This is a genomic window from Paraburkholderia susongensis (assembly GCF_900177725.1).
Taxonomy (GTDB): domain Bacteria; phylum Pseudomonadota; class Gammaproteobacteria; order Burkholderiales; family Burkholderiaceae; genus Paraburkholderia; species Paraburkholderia susongensis.
On the sequence record NZ_FXAT01000003.1, the window covers coordinates 722,660 to 742,407 of the forward strand.

The 19,748-nt window shown below is 61.2% G+C and carries 17 protein-coding genes; 10 read left to right on the top strand and 7 right to left on the bottom strand.

Annotated features, from left to right (window positions below; all coding sequences use genetic code 11):
* Nucleotides 1-22 precede the first annotated feature (22 nt).
* Nucleotides 23-2,899 carry a YadA family autotransporter adhesin gene (locus B9Z01_RS12310; RefSeq protein WP_244195993.1) on the top strand — a complete coding sequence of 959 codons (2,877 nt, stop codon included), beginning with the start codon at nt 23-25 and terminating at the stop codon, nt 2,897-2,899.
* A 215-nt stretch (nt 2,900-3,114) separates the two neighbouring features.
* Here B9Z01_RS12310 and B9Z01_RS12315 read toward each other — a convergent pair whose 3' ends face one another.
* Together B9Z01_RS12315 and B9Z01_RS12320 are read right to left on the bottom strand one after the other, a co-directional pair.
* Nucleotides 3,115-3,309, bottom strand: coding sequence for a DUF2905 domain-containing protein (locus B9Z01_RS12315; RefSeq protein ID WP_027199138.1), 195 nt, complete (start codon nt 3,307-3,309; stop codon nt 3,115-3,117).
* A gap of 23 nt (nt 3,310-3,332) precedes the next feature.
* Nucleotides 3,333-4,541: a class I SAM-dependent methyltransferase gene (locus B9Z01_RS12320; RefSeq protein ID WP_085483257.1), complete on the bottom strand. Its 1,209-nt coding sequence runs from the start codon at nt 4,539-4,541 to the stop codon at nt 3,333-3,335.
* Nucleotides 4,542-4,554: 13 nt separating this feature from the next.
* Here B9Z01_RS12320 and B9Z01_RS12325 point away from each other — a divergent pair, with 13 nt between their 5' ends.
* The 5 genes from B9Z01_RS12325 (at nt 4,555) to glmS (ending at nt 10,308) form a co-directional block, all read left to right on the top strand.
* The gene (locus B9Z01_RS12325; protein ID WP_085483259.1) at nt 4,555-5,382 is read left to right on the top strand and encodes an SDR family oxidoreductase; all 828 of its coding nucleotides are present in this window, start codon (nt 4,555-4,557) and stop codon (nt 5,380-5,382) included.
* A gap of 89 nt (nt 5,383-5,471) precedes the next feature.
* Nucleotides 5,472-5,867 carry a dihydroneopterin aldolase gene (locus B9Z01_RS12330; protein ID WP_085483261.1) on the top strand — a complete coding sequence of 132 codons (396 nt, stop codon included), beginning with the start codon at nt 5,472-5,474 and terminating at the stop codon, nt 5,865-5,867.
* A gap of 3 nt (nt 5,868-5,870) precedes the next feature.
* Nucleotides 5,871-6,929, top strand: a complete 1,059-nt coding sequence (gene ttcA, locus B9Z01_RS12335; RefSeq protein ID WP_085483263.1) for a tRNA 2-thiocytidine(32) synthetase TtcA — start codon at nt 5,871-5,873, stop codon at nt 6,927-6,929.
* A 137-nt stretch (nt 6,930-7,066) separates the two neighbouring features.
* Nucleotides 7,067-8,431, top strand: a complete 1,365-nt coding sequence (gene glmU / locus B9Z01_RS12340; protein ID WP_085483265.1) for a bifunctional UDP-N-acetylglucosamine diphosphorylase/glucosamine-1-phosphate N-acetyltransferase GlmU — start codon at nt 7,067-7,069, stop codon at nt 8,429-8,431.
* A gap of 59 nt (nt 8,432-8,490) precedes the next feature.
* A complete protein-coding gene (gene glmS / locus B9Z01_RS12345; RefSeq protein ID WP_085483267.1) occupies nt 8,491-10,308 on the top strand; it encodes a glutamine--fructose-6-phosphate transaminase (isomerizing) in 1,818 nt (605 codons plus the stop codon).
* 319 nt (nt 10,309-10,627) lie between these two features.
* On the opposite strand, the gene B9Z01_RS12350 is transcribed toward glmS, so the two are convergent.
* On the bottom strand, nt 10,628-11,077 hold the full coding sequence (locus tag B9Z01_RS12350) for a hypothetical protein (protein WP_085483269.1): 450 nt from the start codon (nt 11,075-11,077) through the stop codon (nt 10,628-10,630).
* A gap of 165 nt (nt 11,078-11,242) precedes the next feature.
* On the opposite strand from B9Z01_RS12350, the gene B9Z01_RS12355 reads away from it, so the two are divergent.
* Nucleotides 11,243-12,400, top strand: a complete 1,158-nt coding sequence (locus B9Z01_RS12355; protein WP_085483271.1) for a hypothetical protein — start codon at nt 11,243-11,245, stop codon at nt 12,398-12,400.
* Between the two features lie 55 nt (nt 12,401-12,455).
* On the opposite strand, the gene B9Z01_RS36780 is transcribed toward B9Z01_RS12355, so the two are convergent.
* A complete protein-coding gene (locus tag B9Z01_RS36780; RefSeq protein ID WP_338047367.1) occupies nt 12,456-13,019 on the bottom strand; it encodes an ImmA/IrrE family metallo-endopeptidase in 564 nt (187 codons plus the stop codon).
* Nucleotides 13,020-13,026: 7 nt separating this feature from the next.
* Nucleotides 13,027-13,362: a helix-turn-helix domain-containing protein gene (locus tag B9Z01_RS12365; protein WP_085483273.1), complete on the bottom strand. Its 336-nt coding sequence runs from the start codon at nt 13,360-13,362 to the stop codon at nt 13,027-13,029.
* Nucleotides 13,363-13,518: 156 nt separating this feature from the next.
* On the opposite strand from B9Z01_RS12365, the gene B9Z01_RS12370 reads away from it, so the two are divergent.
* Genes B9Z01_RS12370 through B9Z01_RS12380 form a run of 3 tightly spaced genes read left to right on the top strand, consistent with a single transcriptional unit; the run spans nt 13,519 to nt 16,022 of the window.
* Nucleotides 13,519-14,274 (top strand): multiubiquitin domain-containing protein, encoded by a 756-nt coding sequence (locus B9Z01_RS12370; RefSeq protein WP_085483275.1) that lies wholly within the window; start codon nt 13,519-13,521, stop codon nt 14,272-14,274.
* A complete protein-coding gene (locus B9Z01_RS12375; RefSeq protein WP_085483277.1) occupies nt 14,271-15,677 on the top strand; it encodes a ThiF family adenylyltransferase in 1,407 nt (468 codons plus the stop codon). The genes B9Z01_RS12370 and B9Z01_RS12375 overlap by 4 nt, the downstream gene beginning before the upstream one ends.
* A 3-nt stretch (nt 15,678-15,680) precedes the next feature.
* Nucleotides 15,681-16,022: a ubiquitination-like system serine protease family protein gene (locus tag B9Z01_RS12380; protein ID WP_085483279.1), complete on the top strand. Its 342-nt coding sequence runs from the start codon at nt 15,681-15,683 to the stop codon at nt 16,020-16,022.
* 142 nt (nt 16,023-16,164) lie between these two features.
* Here the strand turns inward: B9Z01_RS12380 and B9Z01_RS12385 are convergent, their stop codons facing one another.
* Nucleotides 16,165-17,259 carry a DUF4238 domain-containing protein gene (locus B9Z01_RS12385; RefSeq protein WP_085483281.1) on the bottom strand — a complete coding sequence of 365 codons (1,095 nt, stop codon included), beginning with the start codon at nt 17,257-17,259 and terminating at the stop codon, nt 16,165-16,167.
* Between the two features lie 282 nt (nt 17,260-17,541).
* Nucleotides 17,542-19,725, bottom strand: coding sequence for a hypothetical protein (locus B9Z01_RS12390; protein WP_143808899.1), 2,184 nt, complete (start codon nt 19,723-19,725; stop codon nt 17,542-17,544).
* Nucleotides 19,726-19,748 lie beyond the last annotated feature (23 nt).

Genomic DNA, 19,748 nt, shown 5'->3' on the forward strand with positions numbered 1-19,748 from the left:
ATCGGTGTCAGCGGCCGACGGGGTGGCAATCGGTAACCGGGCGAGTGTCACGGCACAGAACTCGGTGGCACTGGGCGCGAATTCGATCGCCGACCGCGAAAATGCGGTGTCGGTTGGCAGTGCGACGGGCACGCGCCAGATCACGAATGTGGCGGCCGGCACGCAGGACTCGGACGCGGTCGTTGTGTCGCAACTCAAGGGAGTGAGCGACGCGCTTGGTGGCGGTGCTGCGGTCAATGCCGACGGTTCCATCGAGGCACCTGCTTACAGCGTGGGTGGTACGACGGTCAACAATGTGGGTGATGCAGTCACCAACATCGACGGCCGTGTGACGGACAACAGCAAGAACATTGCGATCAACAAGTCCGATATCGCGAACATCACCAACAGCCTGAACGACGGCACGATCGGTCTGGTGAAGCAGGATGCGGTGACGAACGCGATCACGGTGGCGTCGGACAAGGCGGGCACGTCGGTGGACTTCAGCGGTACGCAGGGTGTGCGCACGCTGAGCGGTGTTGCGGCCGGTACGCTGTCGGACACGAGCACGGAAGCGGTGAACGGTTCGCAGCTGTTCGCGACCAACACCCGCGTGACGGCGGCGGAAGGCAACATTGCCCAGAACACTAGCGACATCGCCCAGAACACGAGCAACATCGCGAACAACACGTCGTCGATCAGCAGCATCGACGGCCGCGTGACGAACGTTGAAGGCTCGGTGACGGACCTGACGGAGCAACTGAGCACGGGCGAAGTGGGCCTGGTGAAGCAGGATGCGGTGACGAACGTGATCACGGTGGCGTCGGACAAGGCGGGCACGTCGGTGGACTTCGCCGGTACGCAGGGTGCGCGCACGCTGAGCGGTGTTGCGGCGGGTAGTCTGTCGGACACGAGCACGGAAGCGGTGAACGGTTCGCAACTGTTCGCAACCAACACCCGTGTGACGGCGGCTGAAAGCAACATCGCGCAGAACACGAGCGACATCGCCCAGAACACGAGCAACATTGCGAACAACACGTCGTCGATCAGCAACATCGACGGCCGCGTGACGAACGTTGAAGGCTCGGTGACGAACCTGACGGAGCAGCTGAGCACGGGCGAAGTGGGCTTGGTAAAGCAGGATGCGGTGACGAACGCGATCACGGTGGCGTCGGACAAGGCGGGCACGTCAGTGGACTTCGCCGGTACGCAGGGTGCGCGCACGCTGAGCGGCGTTGCGGCGGGCAATCTGTCGGACACGAGCACGGAAGCGGTGAACGGTTCGCAACTGTTCGCAACCAACACCCGTGTGACGGCGGCCGAAGGCAACATTGCCCAGAACACGAGCAACATTGCGAACAACACGTCGTCGATCAGCAATATCGACGGCCGCGTGACGAACGTTGAAGGCTCGGTGACGAACCTGACGGAGCAGTTGAGCACGGGTGAAGTGGGTCTGGTGAAGCAGGATGCGGTGACGAACGCGATCACGGTGGCGTCGGACAAGGCGGGCACGTCGGTGGACTTCAGCGGTACGCAGGGTGCGCGCACGCTGAGCGGCGTTGCGGCGGGCAATCTGTCGGACACGAGCACGGAAGCGGTGAACGGTTCGCAGCTGTTCGCAACCAACACCCGTGTGACGACGGCGGAAGGCAACATTGCCCAGAACACGAGCGACATCGCGAACAACACGTCGTCGATCAGCAACATCGACGGCCGCGTGACGAACGTTGAAGGCTCGGTGACGAATCTGGCGGATCAACTGAGCACGGGCGAAGTGGGTCTGGTGAAGCAGGATGCGGTGACGAACGCGATCACGGTGGCGTCGGACAAGGCGGGTACGTCGGTGGACTTCAGCGGTATGCAGGGTGCGCGCACGCTAAGCGGCGTTGCGGCGGGCAATCTGTCGGACACGAGCACGGAAGCGGTGAACGGTTCGCAACTGTTCGCAACCAACACCCGTGTGACGGCGGCAGAAGGCAACATCGCGCAGAACACGACGGACATCACGAAGCTGCAGGACCAGATGGGTGATGTCGGGACGTCACTGTCGGGCGCGGTGCAGTACGACCGCAACGTCGACGGTTCGGTGAACTTCAATTCGGTCACACTGGGCGGAAGCCTGAGCGCAGGTCCCGTGGTCCTGACCAACGTTGCGGATGGCAAGAGCCAGTACGACGCGGTGAACTTCGGCCAGTTGTCAGCGTTGCAGGACCAGGTGACGGATCTCAATGGACAGATGTCGAATCTCAACACCCATATGTCGAATGTTCCATCGGCGAGCGGCAGCGATGGCGCGGAGGTCAATGCGGCGATGCCTGGTACCGGCGCAGGCAGCACGGCTGCCGGTGCGGGTGCGGCGGCCTCGGGCGACAACGCCACGGCAGTCGGCGCCAACGCAGGGGCGACGGGTGTCAACTCGACGGCGATCGGTGCGGGCTCGCAGGCTGACAATGCGAACTCGGTCGCGTTGGGTCAGGGTTCGGTGACGGACCGCGACAACTCGGTGTCGGTGGGCTCGGTGGGTAACGAACGCCAGATCACGAACGTGGCGAGGGGTACGGAGAGCACGGATGCAGTCAACGTCGGCCAGATGCAAGACTCGGTTGCACAGGGCGTGAGCCAGGCGAACGCCTACACGGATCAGCGTATCGGTGTGATGGACCAGCAGATCAACGATGTCGCGAGGAAGTCGTACTCCGGTTCGGCGGCGGCGATGGCCATGGCCAACCTGCCGCAGGCTCCGGCTCCGGGCACGCGCATCGTGTCGGTGGCGGGCGGTACGTACTCGGGTCAGTCGGCGGTAGCAGTGGGTGTGTCGACCTTCACGCGCAACGGCAAGTGGATCGTGAAGGCTTCGGGCTCGACCACCACGTCGGGTACGTTTGGGGTCGGCATCGGTGCGGGTCGTGTCTTCTGATCGGAGGTGTGAAGTAAAGCGTGGTATCGTGAAGTAGCTGAACGGGCGGGATGTGAGAGCATCCCGCCCGTTTTTTTTGTGCGCGAGGCACGGCGCGCAGCGTCGTGACTGGCGCCATCCGGCTCGTTGCGGTGACGGGTTGGATGACTTGGGGGTGAACGTCCCCTACATACCCGGCAAGAGGACGTGTTAGCTGAACGGCAAGCCGCCCGCCCCTACAACGCCCGAGCCAGCAGCGACAGCAGCATCGACAACACCAGCGTCGACATGAACGGAAACGGGTACTCCCGGCCGAACAGCCGCAAGGTCACGTCGCCGGGCATCCGGCCAATGCCGAGCTTTCTCAACCACGGCCAGCAGGACGAGAGCACGGCTACCGCAACGAAGGTGGTCAGAAGCCAGCGGATCATCGCGAATCCTTAGGGTCTGGGAATCACAGCGTATGCGAGCGATCGCCGCTCGAAAATGCCTGCAGCGTATCGTCGAGTCCGCGCGAAAAGGCGATCACCTTGAACAGCTCGCCCATCTCCGCCTCGGACAGCAGCTTTTGCACAGCATTCGCGGCGGGCAGGAAGCGCGCGGTATCGGCGGGATCGATTTCGCCGAGCGCCTCGGTGATACCCGCGTTCAGCAGAAAGCGCGCTTGCGACGTGAAGCCGAGCAGGTCCGCGCCGGTCTCGACGCCCGCTTCGGCGATGCCGGTGAATTCCACGTGCGCGGTGATGTCCTGCAAACCCGGGTACAGGAACGGATCGCCGTGCGCGCGGTGCCGGTAGTGGCACATCAGCGTGCCTTGCGCGCGCTGCCCGTGGTAGTACTCGTGACGTGGAAAGCCGTAGTCGATCAGCAAAATCGCGCCGCGCGCGAGCATCGTGCAGATCGTGCGCGTGAACGCGCTCGCGGCTTCGTGTGTTTCGGTCACGTAGTCTTCGCCGGCGGCGCCGGTAGTATCGATTTCGGCGAGCAGCGCAAGGTCCGATGCGGCCTGCACGGGCCGGTCGTCGAACGCGAACGCGCCGTCGCGCCACACCACGCCGCGCTCGTGCCAGATTCCGCCGGTGTGGGCGAAGAGCCGCACCGGCATCGCGTCCAGCACCTCGTTGCCGATCACGACGCCCTCGAAGCGCTCGGGCAGCGCGTCGAGCCAGCGTACTTTCGCGAGCAGCGCGGGCGCGGCCGCCGCGATCGTTTCGCGCTGACGCTCGCGCAACTCGCCCGACAGATCGACGATCGAGTAGCTGTCGAATTCGACGCCCGAAGCACTCAGAGCGTCGAGTGCGTTGAGCAGCCCGGCCGCGAGCTTGCCGGTGCCCGCGCCGAACTCCATCACGTCGCGTGTGCCGCTCGCCTGCAAGGCCTCGGCCACCGGACGCGCGAGCGTCGCGGCGAACAGCGGCGACAGTTCCGGCGCGGTGACGAAGTCGCTGCCGTCGTCGCCGCGCAGGCCGAATTTGCGCGCTCCGCCGCTGTAATAGCCGAGCCCCGGCGCGTACAGCGCGCGCTCCATATAGCGGTCGAACGGCAGCCAGCCGCCGGCCTCGTCGAGCCGCGCGCGGATTTCGGCGACGAGCGCTTCGGACTGCGCGAGCGCGCTCGGGCCGGGAGCAGGTAAACTATCGGGTTGGTGAGCTTTCAGATTCATCCCCGCATTGTAAATGACCGTTTCTCCGGACACCGCTGCCCGCGCGGCTGAAGCGCCGCCCGAGGCACCCCGAATCGTGCTGATTACCGGCGCTGGCCGCCGCATCGGGCGCGCGCTCGCGCTCGGCTTTGCCGCGCGCGGCTGGGACGTGGCCGTTCACTACAGCACGTCGCGCGAGGAAGCCGGCGAAGTGGTCGCGCAGATCGCCGCCATGGGGCGCCGCGCGGTCGCGCTGCAGGCCGAACTCGGCGACGAGGCGCAGGTCGAGCGGCTGCTGCCGGACTGCACGGCGGCGCTGGGGCGGCCCACGTGCATCGTCAACAACGCGTCGCGCTTCGAGGAAGACACGGCGCGCGACATCGGCTACGAGTTGCTGCTCAAGCTGACCGCGATGAACCTCGGCGCGCCGCTCGTGCTTGCGCGTATGCTGTTCGAGGCGACGCCCGAGGCCGCGTTGAGCGACGAAAGCCAGCGCACGGTGGTCATCAACGTGCTGGACCAGAAGCTGTACAACATGAATCCGGATTACCTGTCGTACACACTGTCGAAGGCGGCCTTGCAGAGCGCGACGGTCGCGCTGGCCCAGGCGCTCGCGCCGAAGGTTCGCGTGGTCGGGCTCGCGCCCGGCCTCACGATGCAATCGGCCGATCAGACCCAGGACGGGTTCGAAGCCGCTCACCGTATGACACCTCTCGGCCGTGCGTCGCGGCCCGAGGATATTGTCGCCGCCGCGCTGTATCTCGCGGATGCAGCCGGCGTCACCGGAACGACGCTGGTGGTCGACGGCGGGCAGCATCTCGTGCCGCTGCCGCGCGACGTGATGTTTTTGACGGGCGCCTGAAACGCGCGCGGCTCGCCTTGCCAGGGCGGCCGATGTGTGGCGATGCGCCCCCTTGCGTGTCTTGCACGCCTTTTTCGATTGGAACGAACATGTTTGCCGCTCTTTCGCATCCCCGGCTCGCCGATTGCCGCCGGCTCTTTCTGCGCAATTACGAAGTGCACATCAACATCGGCGTGCACGACTTCGAAAAGCGCGGCGAACAGCGCGTCGTGATCAACGTCGAACTGTTCGTGCCGCTTTCGCTCTCCACGCCGGTGCACGACAAGCTCAACGAAGTCGTCGACTACGACTTCATGCGCTCGACGATCGCGCGGCGCGTCGCGCAAGGCCATATCCATCTGCAGGAAACGCTGTGCGACGACGTCGTGCGCACGATGCTCGAACATCCGCAGGTGCGCGCCGCGCGCGTGTCGACCGAGAAGCCGGACGTGTATCCCGACTGCGACGCGGTCGGCGTCGAAGTCTTCCGCATCAAGGAGGATTGAGCGATGAACGCGCCGGAAATCCTCAACGACGCCACGGCGAGCGCCGCCACAGTGACCGCTGACGCTGACGCTACCGCCAGCGCCAGCGCCAGCGCCACGCCGGCCACAGCGCACGCCGAACGCACCGAGCGCGCCAAATCGCCGCTCACGCGCCGCGAACAGAAGGAAGCGTACGAGAACAACAAGCTGTTCAAGCGCCTCGCGCGCCAGGTCGGCCAGGCGATTGGCGACTACAACATGATCGAGGACGGCGACAAGGTGATGGTCTGCCTGTCGGGCGGCAAAGATAGTTACGCGATGCTCGACATCCTGATGCGGCTGCGCGAGCGCGCGCCGATCAATTTCGACATCGTCGCGGTGAACCTCGACCAGAAGCAGCCGGGCTTCCCCGAGCACGTGCTGCCCGAATACCTGAAGCAGCTCGACATCCCGTTCCATATCGAGAATCAGGACACCTACAGCATCGTCAAGCGGCTCGTGCCCGAAGGCAAGACCACCTGCTCGCTGTGCTCGCGGCTGCGGCGCGGCATTCTGTACCGTGTCGCGGGCGAACTCGGCGCGACCAAGATCGCGCTCGGCCACCATCGCGACGACATCCTGCAAACGCTGCTGCTGAACCTGTTCTACGGCGGCAAGCTGAAGGGCATGCCGCCCAAGCTGCAATCGGACGATGGCAAGAACATCGTGATCCGGCCGCTCGCGTACGTAAAGGAAACTGATCTGGAGAAGTACGCGGAACTGCGCGAATTCCCGATCATTCCGTGCAATCTGTGCGGCAGCCAGCCGAACCTGAAGCGCGCTGAAATGAAGGCGCTGATCCGCGACTGGGAGAAGCGCTTCCCGGGCCGCATCGAGAACATGTTCAACGCGTTGTCGAACGTGGTGCCGTCGCACCTGATGGATCACCAGCTGTTCCCGTTCGCGGGGCTGCGCGCGACCGGCGAGGCCGATCCGCAAGGCGATATCGCGTTCGACGAAGAGCCGTGCTCGAGCGGCGCCGACGAGGGCGCACCGCTTAAGGGCGAGAAAACCATTTCACTGGTCCAGTTCGACGATCTGTGACGGAACGTGCCTGTTGCGCAGGCATTCCGGCGGTTTTTCGCTGACTTTCCATCCCCGCCAGGGCCGCGTCCGCGGCCTTTTTTGCAGATGCAGCATGATAGAATCGGCGGCTCCGAACTCGTCTTATTGCCGACGCCATGAACATCGTGATTTTGGCGGCAGGCACCGGCAAGCGCATGCGGTCCGCGCTTCCCAAGGTGCTCCATCCCCTGGCCGGCCGGCCGCTCCTCGCTCATGTCATCGACACGGCTCGCGCGCTGAAGCCCGCGCGCCTCGTCGTCGTGATCGGCCATGGCGCCGAAGCCGTGCGTGAAGCCGTCGCGGCGCCCGATATTCAATTCGCGGTGCAGGAGCAGCAGCTCGGCACCGGCCACGCGGTGCAGCAGGCGCTGCCGCTGCTCGATCCTTCCCAGCCGACGCTCGTGCTGTACGGCGACGTGCCGCTCACGCGCGCCGAAACGCTGCGCGCGCTGACCGGGCGCGCGGGCCACGACGGCTACGGCGTGCTCACCGTCACGCTCGGCGATCCGGCTGGCTACGGCCGCATCGTGCGCGATCAGCACGGCAAGGTGCAGCGCATCGTCGAGCAGAAAGATGCGAGCCCCGAGCAATTGAAGATCGCCGAGATCAACACCGGCATCATCGTTGCGCCGACCGCGCGCCTCGCCGGCTGGCTCGCGGCGCTGAAAAACGACAACGCGCAGGGCGAGTTCTATCTGACCGACGCGGTCGAGATGGCGATCGAAGCCGGGCTCGAAGTCGTCACCACGCAGCCGCAAGACGAATGGGAAACGCTCGGCGTGAACAGCAAGCAGCAGCTTGCCGAACTCGAGCGAATCCATCAGCGCAATGTGGCCGACGCGCTGCTCGTGGCGGGGGTGACGCTTGCCGATCCGGCGCGCGTCGACGTGCGCGGCACGCTCGAATGCGGCCGCGACGTGTCGATCGACGTGAACTGCGTATTCGAAGGCCGCGTGACGCTGGCCGACAACGTCAGCATCGGACCGAACTGCGTGATCCGCAACGCGAGCATCGGCGCGGGCACGCGCGTCGATGCGTTCACGCATATCGAAGGTGCCGAAGTCGGCGCGAAGGTCGTTCTCGGCCCGTATGCGCGCTTGCGCACAGGCGCGGCGCTGCAGGACGAGTCTCATGTAGGGAACTTCGTCGAGATCAAGAACGCGGTGCTCGGCCACGGCTCGAAAGCCAACCACCTCAGCTATATCGGCGACGCCGATATCGGCGCGCGCGTGAATATCGGCGCGGGCACCATCACCTGCAACTACGACGGCGCGAACAAATTCCGCACCGTGATCGAAGACGACGTGTTCGTCGGCTCCGACACGCAACTGGTCGCACCAGTGCGCGTGCAGCGCGGCGCGACGATCGCGGCGGGCACCACGGTCTGGAAGGACGTCGAACCCGGCACGCTGGTGCTGAACGGCAAGACGCAAACGAGCAGGACGGACTACGTGCGTCCCGTCAAAAACAAGAAAAGCTGATCGATACGATGCGCGCACGGAGCGCGCTCATTGAATCCGGCACTGAAAAGGAATAGGCCATGTGCGGCATTGTCGGCGCGGTTGCGCAACGTAATATCGTTCCCGTCCTGATCGAAGGACTGCGTCGCCTCGAATATCGCGGCTACGATTCGTGCGGCGTCGCCGTGCTCGGCGCCAACGGACCGAGCCGCGCGCGCAGCGTGGCGCGTGTCGCCGACCTCGAAGACCAGGTGCGCGAAGGGCACCTCGAAGGCGTGACGGGCATCGCGCATACGCGCTGGGCGACGCACGGCGCGCCGGTCACGGACAACGCGCACCCGATCTTCTCGCAGGACGCGCTCGCGTTGGTACACAACGGCATCATCGAGAATTACGAAGCGCTGCGCGAAATGCTGCGGGGCAAAGGCTACACGTTCGTCTCGCAGACCGACACCGAGGTTATCGCGCACCTGATTCACAGCGCGTATCACGGCGACCTGTTCCTGGCCGTGCGCGAAGCGATCGCGCAATTGCACGGCGCCTATGCGATCGCGGTGCTGCACAAGGACCAGCCGCACACGGTGGTCGGCGCGCGCCAGGGCTCGCCGCTCGTGGTTGGGCTCGGCAACGGCGAGAACTTTCTCGCGTCGGACGCGCTCGCGCTCGCGGGCAGCACCGAACGCTTCATCTTCCTCGAGGAAGGCGACGTCTGCGAACTGTCGCTCGACGGCGTGCGCATCGCCGATCGCGACGGCTATGAGGCGCAGCGCGAAGTGCGTCAGGTGGCCGCGTATGGCGGCGCGGTCGAACTCGGCCCGTATCGCCACTTCATGCAGAAGGAAATTTTCGAGCAGCCGCGCGCGATCACCGACACGATTCCGCAGGCTGATTCGTTCGATGCGTCGCTATTCGGCGAGAGCGCGGACAAGATCTTCGCGGAGATCGACAACCTGCTGATTCTCGCGTGCGGCACGAGCTACTACTCGGGGCTGACCGCGAAGTACTGGCTCGAATCGATCGCGAAGATTCCGACCCAGGTCGAGATTGCGAGCGAGTATCGCTACCGCGAGTCGGTGCCGAATCCGAGGGCGCTCGTGGTCGTGATCTCACAGTCCGGCGAAACCGCGGATACGCTCGCCGCGCTCAAGCATGCGCAGCAGCTCGGTCACAAGCACACGCTCGCGATCTGCAACGTGAGCACGAGCGCGATGGTGCGGCAGACGGAACTGTCGTTCCTCACGCATGCGGGCCGCGAGATCGGCGTCGCGTCGACGAAGGCGTTCACGACGCAACTGGTCGCGCTGTTCGTGCTGGCCGCGACGCTCGGGAAGCTGCGTGGGCGTTTGAGCGACGAGCAGGAAGCCGGCTATCTGAAGCAGCTGCGCCATCTGCCCGCTGCGCTCAACAGCGTGCTCGCGCTCGAGCCGCAGATCATCGCGTGGTCGGAAGAGTTTTCGCGCAAGGAACATGCGCTGTTCCTCGGGCGCGGCATGCACTATCCGATCGCGCTCGAAGGCGCGCTGAAGCTCAAGGAGATTTCGTATATCCACGCCGAGGCTTATCCGGCCGGCGAACTGAAGCATGGGCCGCTTGCGCTCGTGACCGAAGCGATGCCGGTGGTCACGGTGGCGCCGAACGACGCGCTGCTCGAGAAGCTGAAGTCGAATATTCAGGAAGTGCGCGCGCGCGGCGGCGAGCTTTATGTGTTCGCCGATGCGGATACGAAGATCGTCAACGGTGAAGGTCTGCATGTGATCCGGATGCCGGAGCACTATGGGTTGCTGTCGCCGATTCTGCACGTCGTGCCGTTGCAGTTGCTGGCGTATCACACGGCGTGCGCGCGTGGGACCGATGTGGATAAGCCGCGGAATCTGGCGAAGTCGGTGACGGTGGAGTGAGGGGGCGCCTCGCGACAATGCACGCTGTGAACAAAAAATTGTTCTTACGTTTAATCAACAAATTGTTCACGCAAATGGGCTTTTTTGCCTTCACTCCACGCGGCTTAATTCTTTGATTTCAAATAGGAATCACGGAACTTCGCCGCGCAAGAGCGAACGTGCAGATGTGTGCAAATCCGTCAGGTGAGGGGTCGCCCTAGACGGCTCCTTCGCGGGAACACTCCAGGACCCTGCTTGATATAGCGACTGTCGCTGACGGAGCTTTCGTGCTCGTTGGCCTAGCTGCTAGACGGAAATGTCTTCCTTGGATATTCGTCCGCTAAAGTCTGCGGTAAAGAAAGTGCTGTCGTCGCTTCGACAGTTCTCTAAGAATTTCGAATTCCACCGCCCCGGCCGGATAGTCCTCCGGCCACTCCTTTGCCAGCAATTCCACCTCCGTTCGCACGGCCGCGCCGAATGCGCCCGCTGAATCCTCCGTTTGGCTATCGCCACCGCCTACATCCGTAGACGCTCCCGTCCTGCCCGCTGCGCTGCCGGCAATTTCCCTCACTGTTTCCAGTAGCCTTTGCGCGCAAGCAACTCGGTCGCGTGCCCGCCGAAGCCGACCAAAGCTGGCGTCCGATAGCCTCAATTCGCGCGCCACGACGCTGATATCGCTGTCTGCATCGCCCAAAATGAAGCAGAGCAGTTCGATTGGGGCTTGCGTCGCGTCAGGGCGTGTTGCCGGGGCTGCGGCTGATACAGCAGCGTTTTCGATTGAGAGTTCCATGCGGAATGTAGTCGCCCGATTTATATAGGCTCGTCGTCGTCCATCAGGGAACAGAACTGCTTCCGAAGTGTCGGCTGCTGTAACGGGTCTGTCCCGTCCGCGCGGCATTTCATCGCTCGCGCAGACCATGGTTTTGGTTCGACTTCTCTCTGCTGGGGTACGAAGATGGGCTGGGAATACACCGACTTTCGACGCGAGGAGCTCTACGAGGAAGTGTGGGCGGAGCCGGTTACGAAGGTTGCGAAGCGCTATGCGATTTCCGACGTCGGGCTTAGGAAAATATGTCTGGACCTCGAAGTGCCGCTTCCACCGGTCGGGTACTGGGCGAAATTGGCTGCGGGCCGGGCCGTGAAGAGGCCGCCCCTTGGCGCGGCGAAGGGACCAACGACTTATCGCCGCTCCAGGTACGTCGCGCCGTTAGAGGATGAGTTCGATGCCCGATATCGGGAAAGTCTTGAAGAGGACTTGCCGCATCGCCCTGCGATACCAAATCTGCCCTTGCGGACATCTCTGGAGGACTGTTTGCCGCTTTCCAAGCGAGTCGCGAAGAAGCTTGACGGCAAGGTTCGCGACGCAAGGGGCTGGCAGCTCTGCGACGGACCTGGGCTCGTGTGTGTTGCCGCGTCCCAGCCGAACAGCTTCCGTGCGGTGCTGCTTCTCAATCTCGTGCTCGAATCGCTGTTGGCTGCCGGCTACGCTCTTTCCGCCAGCGCTAAGGCCGATGGCCCCGTATTCGTCTCGATACTTGACCTCAACTTGTCATTCAATGTCCGCGAGCGTAGCCGGCGAGAGCCAATGCCTCTGACGCGCGAACAACGACAGAAGAACGAAGAAGTTGGATTCAACTTCCACACCCAGCAGTACGAATATCATCCAACGGGTGAGTTCGATATTGCGGTGACCGAGCCAAATAGCAGCTGTGAGTTGGCGAAAACTGGCGACAGTCGGAGCGCGTCCGTTGAAACCAAAATCGTGGCTTTCGTCGGCCGACTTCGTGAGCTGTCGATACGCCGGCGCGTGAAAGCCGAAATTGACGCCAAGCGCCAAGTCATTGCGGAAGCCAAGGTCGCGGAGGAGCGGCGCCTGGCTGAAATACGGAGGAAGGCACTCGAACGTCTCAAGCAAGTTGAAGAGTTGGCGTCCAAGCTTGAGCGGGCAAATCGGTTGAGGAGCCTTGCCGACAAGTTCCAAACCGAAAAACTGTCTTCAAACGACAGAGTAGTCAACGCGGACTGGATTCGTCGTGCGGCAGATTGGCTGGACCCGACGATACTTCGTCGCTGGGACGAGGTGGATGGGCCGGGCGATGAGACCGTCGAATAATGCGACTATCTTCCGCGACTCGGCTTTATCAAAGCAGCTTGACCGGCCGCCGCCGTCACCTTTGGCGGAACTGGCGGTTAAGCCCGGTCATCGACACCCGGTAGGTGTACATCCTCTTGCTCACACCATACTCCGCTGTGACTTCGTCATCCGACATGCCCTGACGGCGGATATCGACGAGAGCCTCGCGAGGCAGGAGAAGCGTGCCAGCTAACCAGTCGGCTTCCTCTTCCTGCTCTTTGTCGTACGCCTTAAGTAGCATTAGCCCTTCCGAAGAGATGCTCATCTCTTCGGGCTCGTGATTGCGGATACGATGAGCCAGTTCGTGCATTAGGTCGCTTGCCTGCCTCGCTGGGGAGTGTGACGAGTTCAAAATCACGAGAATCTTGTCTCCGACTACAAGGGTTACGGCAGACCAGCAACTCGGCGAACCGTCGTTGCGCAGAAGCACCTGCCTTGTTTCGGATGGCAGACCTGGGACATCGTGAGGCGTCCATACGCGAATTCCCAGGTGCTTTGCCAGCTCTCGAGCACTCAGCGGCGATGTCGGGGGCAAACTAAGTTCGCGGCGAGTGTCGGCTGAGTACCGCTCGCACCAAGCTTTGTATCCACGCTGCACAGTACGCTCAGACCTCTTCCTTCAGCAGTGCCTCTTGTGCGAGAACAATCATCTCGCTCAATGCCTTTGCGCTCTCTGGGCGTATTGCCGCTTCTTTCTTGAAATGAACTTGCGCTCTTGGTGCCGATGAGGATGCTGGGACTAAGCCAAGGAAGGTTGCAGGGTCCTCACCAAGCCACGCACAGATTTTCCCGAACGTCTCCAAATCTGGGACCTTTCTGTTTTCAACTCGGGAAAGGGTGGCTGGACTAATGCCGACTTCCTTGGCTGCCTCACGGATACCCCGACCGTCTCTGCGCTGGAGTATGTGCTGGGCGAGCACGTCCATCTTTACTTGTTCCATTTCTCTCCTGTCTTATATGCGAGACAAAAACTGTTTGACTGATGAAACGGAGCGTGCCAAACTGTTTCACATGTAAGACGCAGTCTGGCATCCAGCCGGTCGAACGTCAACATCGCCGAGCCGGCGTCCGTCCATTCGATGCAACGGGGTTCCAAAATGTCTGCAAACGAGCAACGTATTGAGGAAGTCGCAATTGTCGAGGCTGCCGGCTTCGCCGGTGAGGAAATCCTCGAAATCATTGATATTGAGGTTTTCGTCCGCGAGAAAAAGCCGGTGCCGCACGGCCACAGGTACCGGATTCGCATCGACAAAGTCCACTACGTGGTCGATGTGTCGCACATGACCGGGGAGCAGATTCTCGGTCTGGCCGGCAAATCGAGCGCGGGTTGGCTGCTCTCGGAGAAGGTCGGCGGTCAGATGCGGCCGGTCGCTCCGAATCAGACAGTGGACTTCGCCGCGCACGGTGTAGAACGCTTCGCGACCATTCCAAAAGAGGTTCAGGAAGGCGAAGGTCCCGTGCGCGCGGACTTCACGGTGCTGGATGAAGACCGGGAGTACCTCGACAGCCGGGGTTATGTGTGGGAGGCCGTCGACCAATCCGACGCTAAACGCATCGTGGTGCGCGGTTTCCAGCCGCCGCCCGGGTTCGCGCCAGCGACGGTAGACATGTTCGTGATTCTGCCGGCAGGGTATCCCGACACACAGATTGACATGGTCTACTTCCACCCTGCGCTTTCGCGTGCGGACGGGAAGCAAATCCGGGCTCTGATTACAAATCAATTCGAAGGTAAGACCTGGCAGGGGTGGTCGCGGCATCGCACTGCAAACAGCCCGTGGCGCCAAGGAATCGACAATGTCGGCACCCATCTGATGTTGGTTGACGATTTCCTTCGCGTTGAGCTGTTGAAATGAGTGCCGACAACTTGCTCTCCGTGCTGGCTATTTCGGGTAGGCACCGCGACCAGCTGCGCCGTCACCTTTTTCCCGGTGACGGCAAAGAGGCAGTTGCAATCGCGCTGTGCGGACAGGCTGTGGGCGCAAGCAGGAGTCAGTTGCTCGTGCATGACATCGTTGAGGTCCCTTACTCGGCGTGCCGCATTCGTGAGTTTGACGCCGTGGCGTGGTCCGTCGAATCGGTGCTTCCGGCCCTCAATCGAGCCATGCAGTCGAAGCTTACCGTTGTCAAGTTTCATAGCCATCCCGGCGGCTACCCGGAGTTCTCGAAATACGACGATGCTTCGGACAGAGCTTTCTTCAAAGCTGTGGACGATGTGCTCGACAATTGCGACGCGCGCGCCAGCGTGGTTATGCTGCCGGAAGGTCGATTCTTCGGGCGGAACGTCCAAAACGGCGTTCTGGGAAATCCTATCGACCTGTTCCGCATTGCCGGCGATGACTTCGAATTCATCCGCCCCTGCGACGAGCATGGCGACGGGGAGCAGATGCCGGAGCACGCAGTGCGACTTATCCAGACATTCGGCGAAGGCACGTATCGGACGCTGCGTCAGTTGCGTATCGGCGTGGTCGGAGCATCCGGCACCGGCAGTATCGTTCTTGAACAACTTGCACGAAATTGCGTGGGTGAAGTCGTACCGGTCGACCCCGACCATCTTGAGCGGAAGAACCTCAATCGCATCCTGAATTCTCGCGGTTGCGACGCTGCAACCGGTCGCAGCAAAGTCGACCGAGCGCGCGAAGCCATTCTTGCGATGGAGCTGGGCACGACGGTCTCCCCGCTGGAAAAAGACATTGGCGAACGCGAAGCAATCCTCGCCTTGTCCGAATGCGACATCCTCTTCGGATGTGTAGATTCAGTTGATGGTCGCCACATCCTGAACAAGATTGCTACGCACTTCCTGATTCCGCTCATCGACCTTGGTGTTCGAATCGACGCGGATGGGAAGGGCGGGGTCGACCAAGTCTGCGGGGCGGTTCACACCGTGCTCCCCGGCGGCTCAAGTCTCATGAGTCGTGGCGTGTATTCGCAAGCCGACCTTGATGCAGCGTTCATGAAAAAGCGGGAACCTGAGCGGTACAAGGAAATGGCAAAGGCTGGATACGTTCGTGGCGTGAACGTGGACCGCCCAGCGGTAATTTCATTGAACATGCTGGTGGCTGCATATGCGGTTAATGAGATGCTTGCGCGTCTGATGCCGTATCGTGTCGACCCGAATTTAACGTTTGCGCAGCGTCGCATCAGCCTTTCCGACCCACTGGCTAGTAGCAACGACGGGGACGGCGAAGCCTGCCCTGCTTTTGCGAAGCGCGTCGGGTACGGTGCAGCGGAACCACTTCTCGGAATCTTGGGACTTTAAACGATGGCGAATCTTTTCGAGGGCCTGTGGAAGAAAGCTGTCGCTTTTTACGATTCGATGCGCGGCCGTTACCGCGTAGCTGTTGTCGACGAATTGCCAGACCGGCTGGCCTCAAAGACTGTCTATGCTGTCGGCGAGGATGGCCAGTACTGGCTTGCTGCGCTGACGTGCCCGTGCGGATGCGGCGACACCATTCAACTCTCGATGATGCAGGGGCAGCGTCCGCGGTGGACCTTGGTTGAGCGGCATATGCGTTTTCCTACCTTGGCCCCATCGGTCGACCGCACGGTTGGATGCAAGAGCCACTTCTTTGTCAGAGGCGGGAGGATTCAGTGGTGTCAATAAATGTTTGATTGCCAGCAAGCGAGCCGAGTACCGCTCCGATACTCCTCAGGGCCGCCGATTCCTCATCGTTGTAAACGAAAGGGGCATTCACAGGGTTGTGCGACCAACGTTGAACCTGCTCCGGCCCAGTCCGGATGTCGCTCTATCGCGCAGGCTCCTTTTTAAAAGGATAGATGCTGTCGGATATCAGCGCGTGGCGCTCTCTGATGTATTTTGCACCTGTGCCGTTGGCGTAGACAGCGCCTGGAGACCGCCAGCGAAGTAAGCTAGGCCAGCGCGTCGGCTGGGGATGTAATGTTTGAGTGTGCAAGAGCGCTTCGCCTTCGCGATTAAAGTCGCTTACGTCAACCACCTTGAAACGAGAATGTTCACCGTTTGTCGAGTCAAGGAGCGCGACGTTGACCTTGTGCCGGACTGGGAGTCTCCGGTCCGAACACAAAGCATACTGAATCATAAAATCCTCTTCTGAGGCCGATTCGGGTACGTATAGATTGGCGAAGCAGTTGAGGAATTGATGCTGGTTCAGTGCTCTCACATCGCCAGCGTTCCGCACTTCAACCCAACCGCGGTTGTGCTGGACGCTGTAGACGTCGCCGTCGTATGCAAGACAGAGAATGTCTGGAGTCAGCGGCATCAGTGTGACGATGCCGGAGCCGCGCAGACCAAAGGAGCTGCCAACTCCTCGACGGTCTTCTAAGTACCAACGATTCGATGCTACGGCGGGGTCATCCGAGGTGATGAAGGGGATGTCGGTTCTGTTTCGGAGAAGGCAGACTTTCAGGTCTTCGATGGATGGGGCCGTATCCGCTACTGCCTCCATTGCCGTCTGCACTGCCTCTTGAATTCCGAAAGCGAAAGGCAACGAACTATCCCCTATAACTAATTCGGCTTCCGCTGCCATTTGCACTGCGCGCTTCGATGCGGCTTCCGTACGAAGATGTTGGACGAGCCAGAAGAAGCGAAGAAACCACTTGTCGTCATCGTTGAGGAAATATCCGGGCTCACGAATCTTGCGGAGTAGGGAGGCATATCCGCCCTCAACCGATTGGATTGCTGTTTCAAGTTGCGGGTCCTGCCCATAGAAGTAAGAGCCAGAGCACTGGTGCTTAACCCGGGCCGTGGCGATGAAGCTTTGCCGGTCGACATTGAAGAGCTTGATGGTGACGTTTCCCTCGTCCTTTGTAAAAGCCTTGAGATAGCAACGCGGGACAAAATGCTGGTTCTTATTCGTGGCCATAAATTCACAAAGCTGCACGGCGCAGAGCGAAAGTGTCAGGGGCTAGCTTTCAGGAAGCTACGCCGAGTAGCCCACACATAAAGCCGAAACTTGAGTCACGAGGGTTCGCGATTGTCGCCGGTTGCCGCCTGCTGGGGAAATGTTCTCAGCATCGGACGGCCGAAAGGGTTCGAAAGCGGCGTCGCGTCATCGGGGTGCTACTGTGCGAAACCGCTCGCTACCTCGTTCAGCCGTTAGAGAGGCGACGCCGAACAACGCCTGCGCGCTGCTTGACGAGTCCAATCAGAAGGTGTTTTGCAGACCCTCGATTTCTTGTGCAAGGTCTCGAAGGTAGCTAGGGAGCGTACGCTCCTTAAGCCGGGCACAAAGCTCCTCGAGATGCCTGGTGGCTAGGCGCATCCTGCTGGCGGCCAACGCTAGTAGAAATTCCGGAAGCGCAGCGCCTCCACCCTCGTCCCATGCGAAAACCTCCGCCAATATGACGTTCAGCATTGCGACACTGCATTCCTCGTCCACCGAATACAAAAGTTCGGAAGGGCTCGCTGCTCGCAAAAAGGCCGCTCGCAGTACTGCATCGTTGTAAATCTCAAAGTTTGAGGGACACACAAGCACGTGCCCGTACACGCTCGAAGACCATGTCGTAAAGGCCGAGGTGCGGGAGGGGCCGGAGATGCCTTGATTGTCAGCCCGGGCACACGCGAGGGTGTTCGCGACGATGGTAAAAATGTCCGCTTGCGAAATGCGCTCACGTTCTTTTTCGGTGTCGAGATAGACGAAATCGCGCGCAATTTCCAACTTAGGGCGGCAGCCGCTAAAAAACAACTTGTCTGAACTGGTGGCAGAAGTGTTGAGTTCATTGAACCTCGCGTCAAGCTCTGGCTCCAACGCCTTCTTTTCCTTCATGCGTAGCAGCGTCTTGTGCTCGGCCTCCCACGCAGTATCGACTGGGGTAGGTACCGGAAGCATGAACTGAAGCGCAGAGCGAAACGTAAAGGTGTCTCGCCCGCGTTCGCCGAAACTCAAAAACATCGTCAACTCATTGAGAGCTTGAGAAGTTTCAGCCACCGTGATGGCGGAAAGGTATGCAACAGCACCTCCCGGCACAAGGGTCCGCATTCTCGCGTTGATTTCTCTCGCTCTCGCATGATTGCTCAGACAGCCGAATACCACCAGCGCCGTCCCATTTGGAACGCTCGCGAGACCTTCGACCTCGTTAGTTATCGTCGCAGAGGCTATTACAGCCTGTAGGCCCGCTTCCCTAACCAACGCGTCGAATTTCGCATCAGAGAGGCCAAGCAGCACGACGTAGTTCAGTGGGGCAGGCGCGAAGCGACGTAGCATTCGGATGAAGTCCGCTCGAAGCTGGGCATCCACGTCAAGTAACAGCTCTCCATTGACCGCAACGCCCGCCGGCCGCGCGGGAGATTTGAAAAGAGTAACTTCGAGACAACCTGTCCGAGCAAGCCGCTCCGCGGCACTTCGAGCGTCGTCAGGCTGCGCCTTGCTTCTAACTGCCAGGCGCTTGACGGCACGCTTCTCCAATAGAAACTGGTCTCCCTCCAACTGCGCGAGGAAGTGGCCGCTCCTGCAGAAGGGGCAGTTCTGCAGCAAATAGTTGCTTACTGCTGGGTAGCCGAACAGACCGTCGTTCCGATAAGTCAGGTGGCACACAACTGTGCCCGTATACTCTGGAGCTCCTGACTCAAGATAGAACAGTGTGACGATTCTGCTTTCGTCGACGTTAATGCTGGTGAGCCTATTGGCTAAGCCGCCAGATGTCGAAGCGGATATGAGAAATAGGTCTGTAGGTCTCGTTCGCGGCAGATTTTCAACGCCACCGTAGGAGCTGAACGATTTGACGGGCGGATACTTGTCCCACAAGCCATGCGCGACAGCCATCCGAGCCATCGCGAACGCCACTGCGATGATAGGTGCCGTATCGACCAAAATCCGCGACGGCGCCTTGCCAGAGGTCGCCCCGAGAGCAAAAAACGCAACTGCCGCGCAAGCTTCAGACGTAAGAAGCGGTCCACTGGCGCGCAGGAACTTGTTGGAATGCCGTCCTGAGAGCTTTCCGAAGTGGACGCCCGGAGGCGCTTCAACCAGCCCGCCACCGCTGTGAAAAAGGTCAAATAGCCATCCGCTGCGAAGTCGGTCATCCAGTGATTCACGTTCGCCCGCATGCACCGTGCCGTCCGAATATTCAAACGGCATAGCCGAAACATGACGCTTCCCGTCGCTGGTCTCCTGAATTCCGAGAAGACGAATCCTTCCACCGATGCCGTCAAAGTAGCGACGAGCTCGCTCCACAGCGACGCCGTTCGCAATGAGTTCGACCATCTTCGTTTCGCTCACAAAGGGCGCGAGAACGTAGATATTCGCGGTGGCGGGCCGTCGGTCGAAAATGTTCCGGACGTCCTCGCTCAGTGTTGATTCGGCGAAATCGTACTCGTCATAGACAAGCACGCTGGCCTCGCCCTCGTACGCGT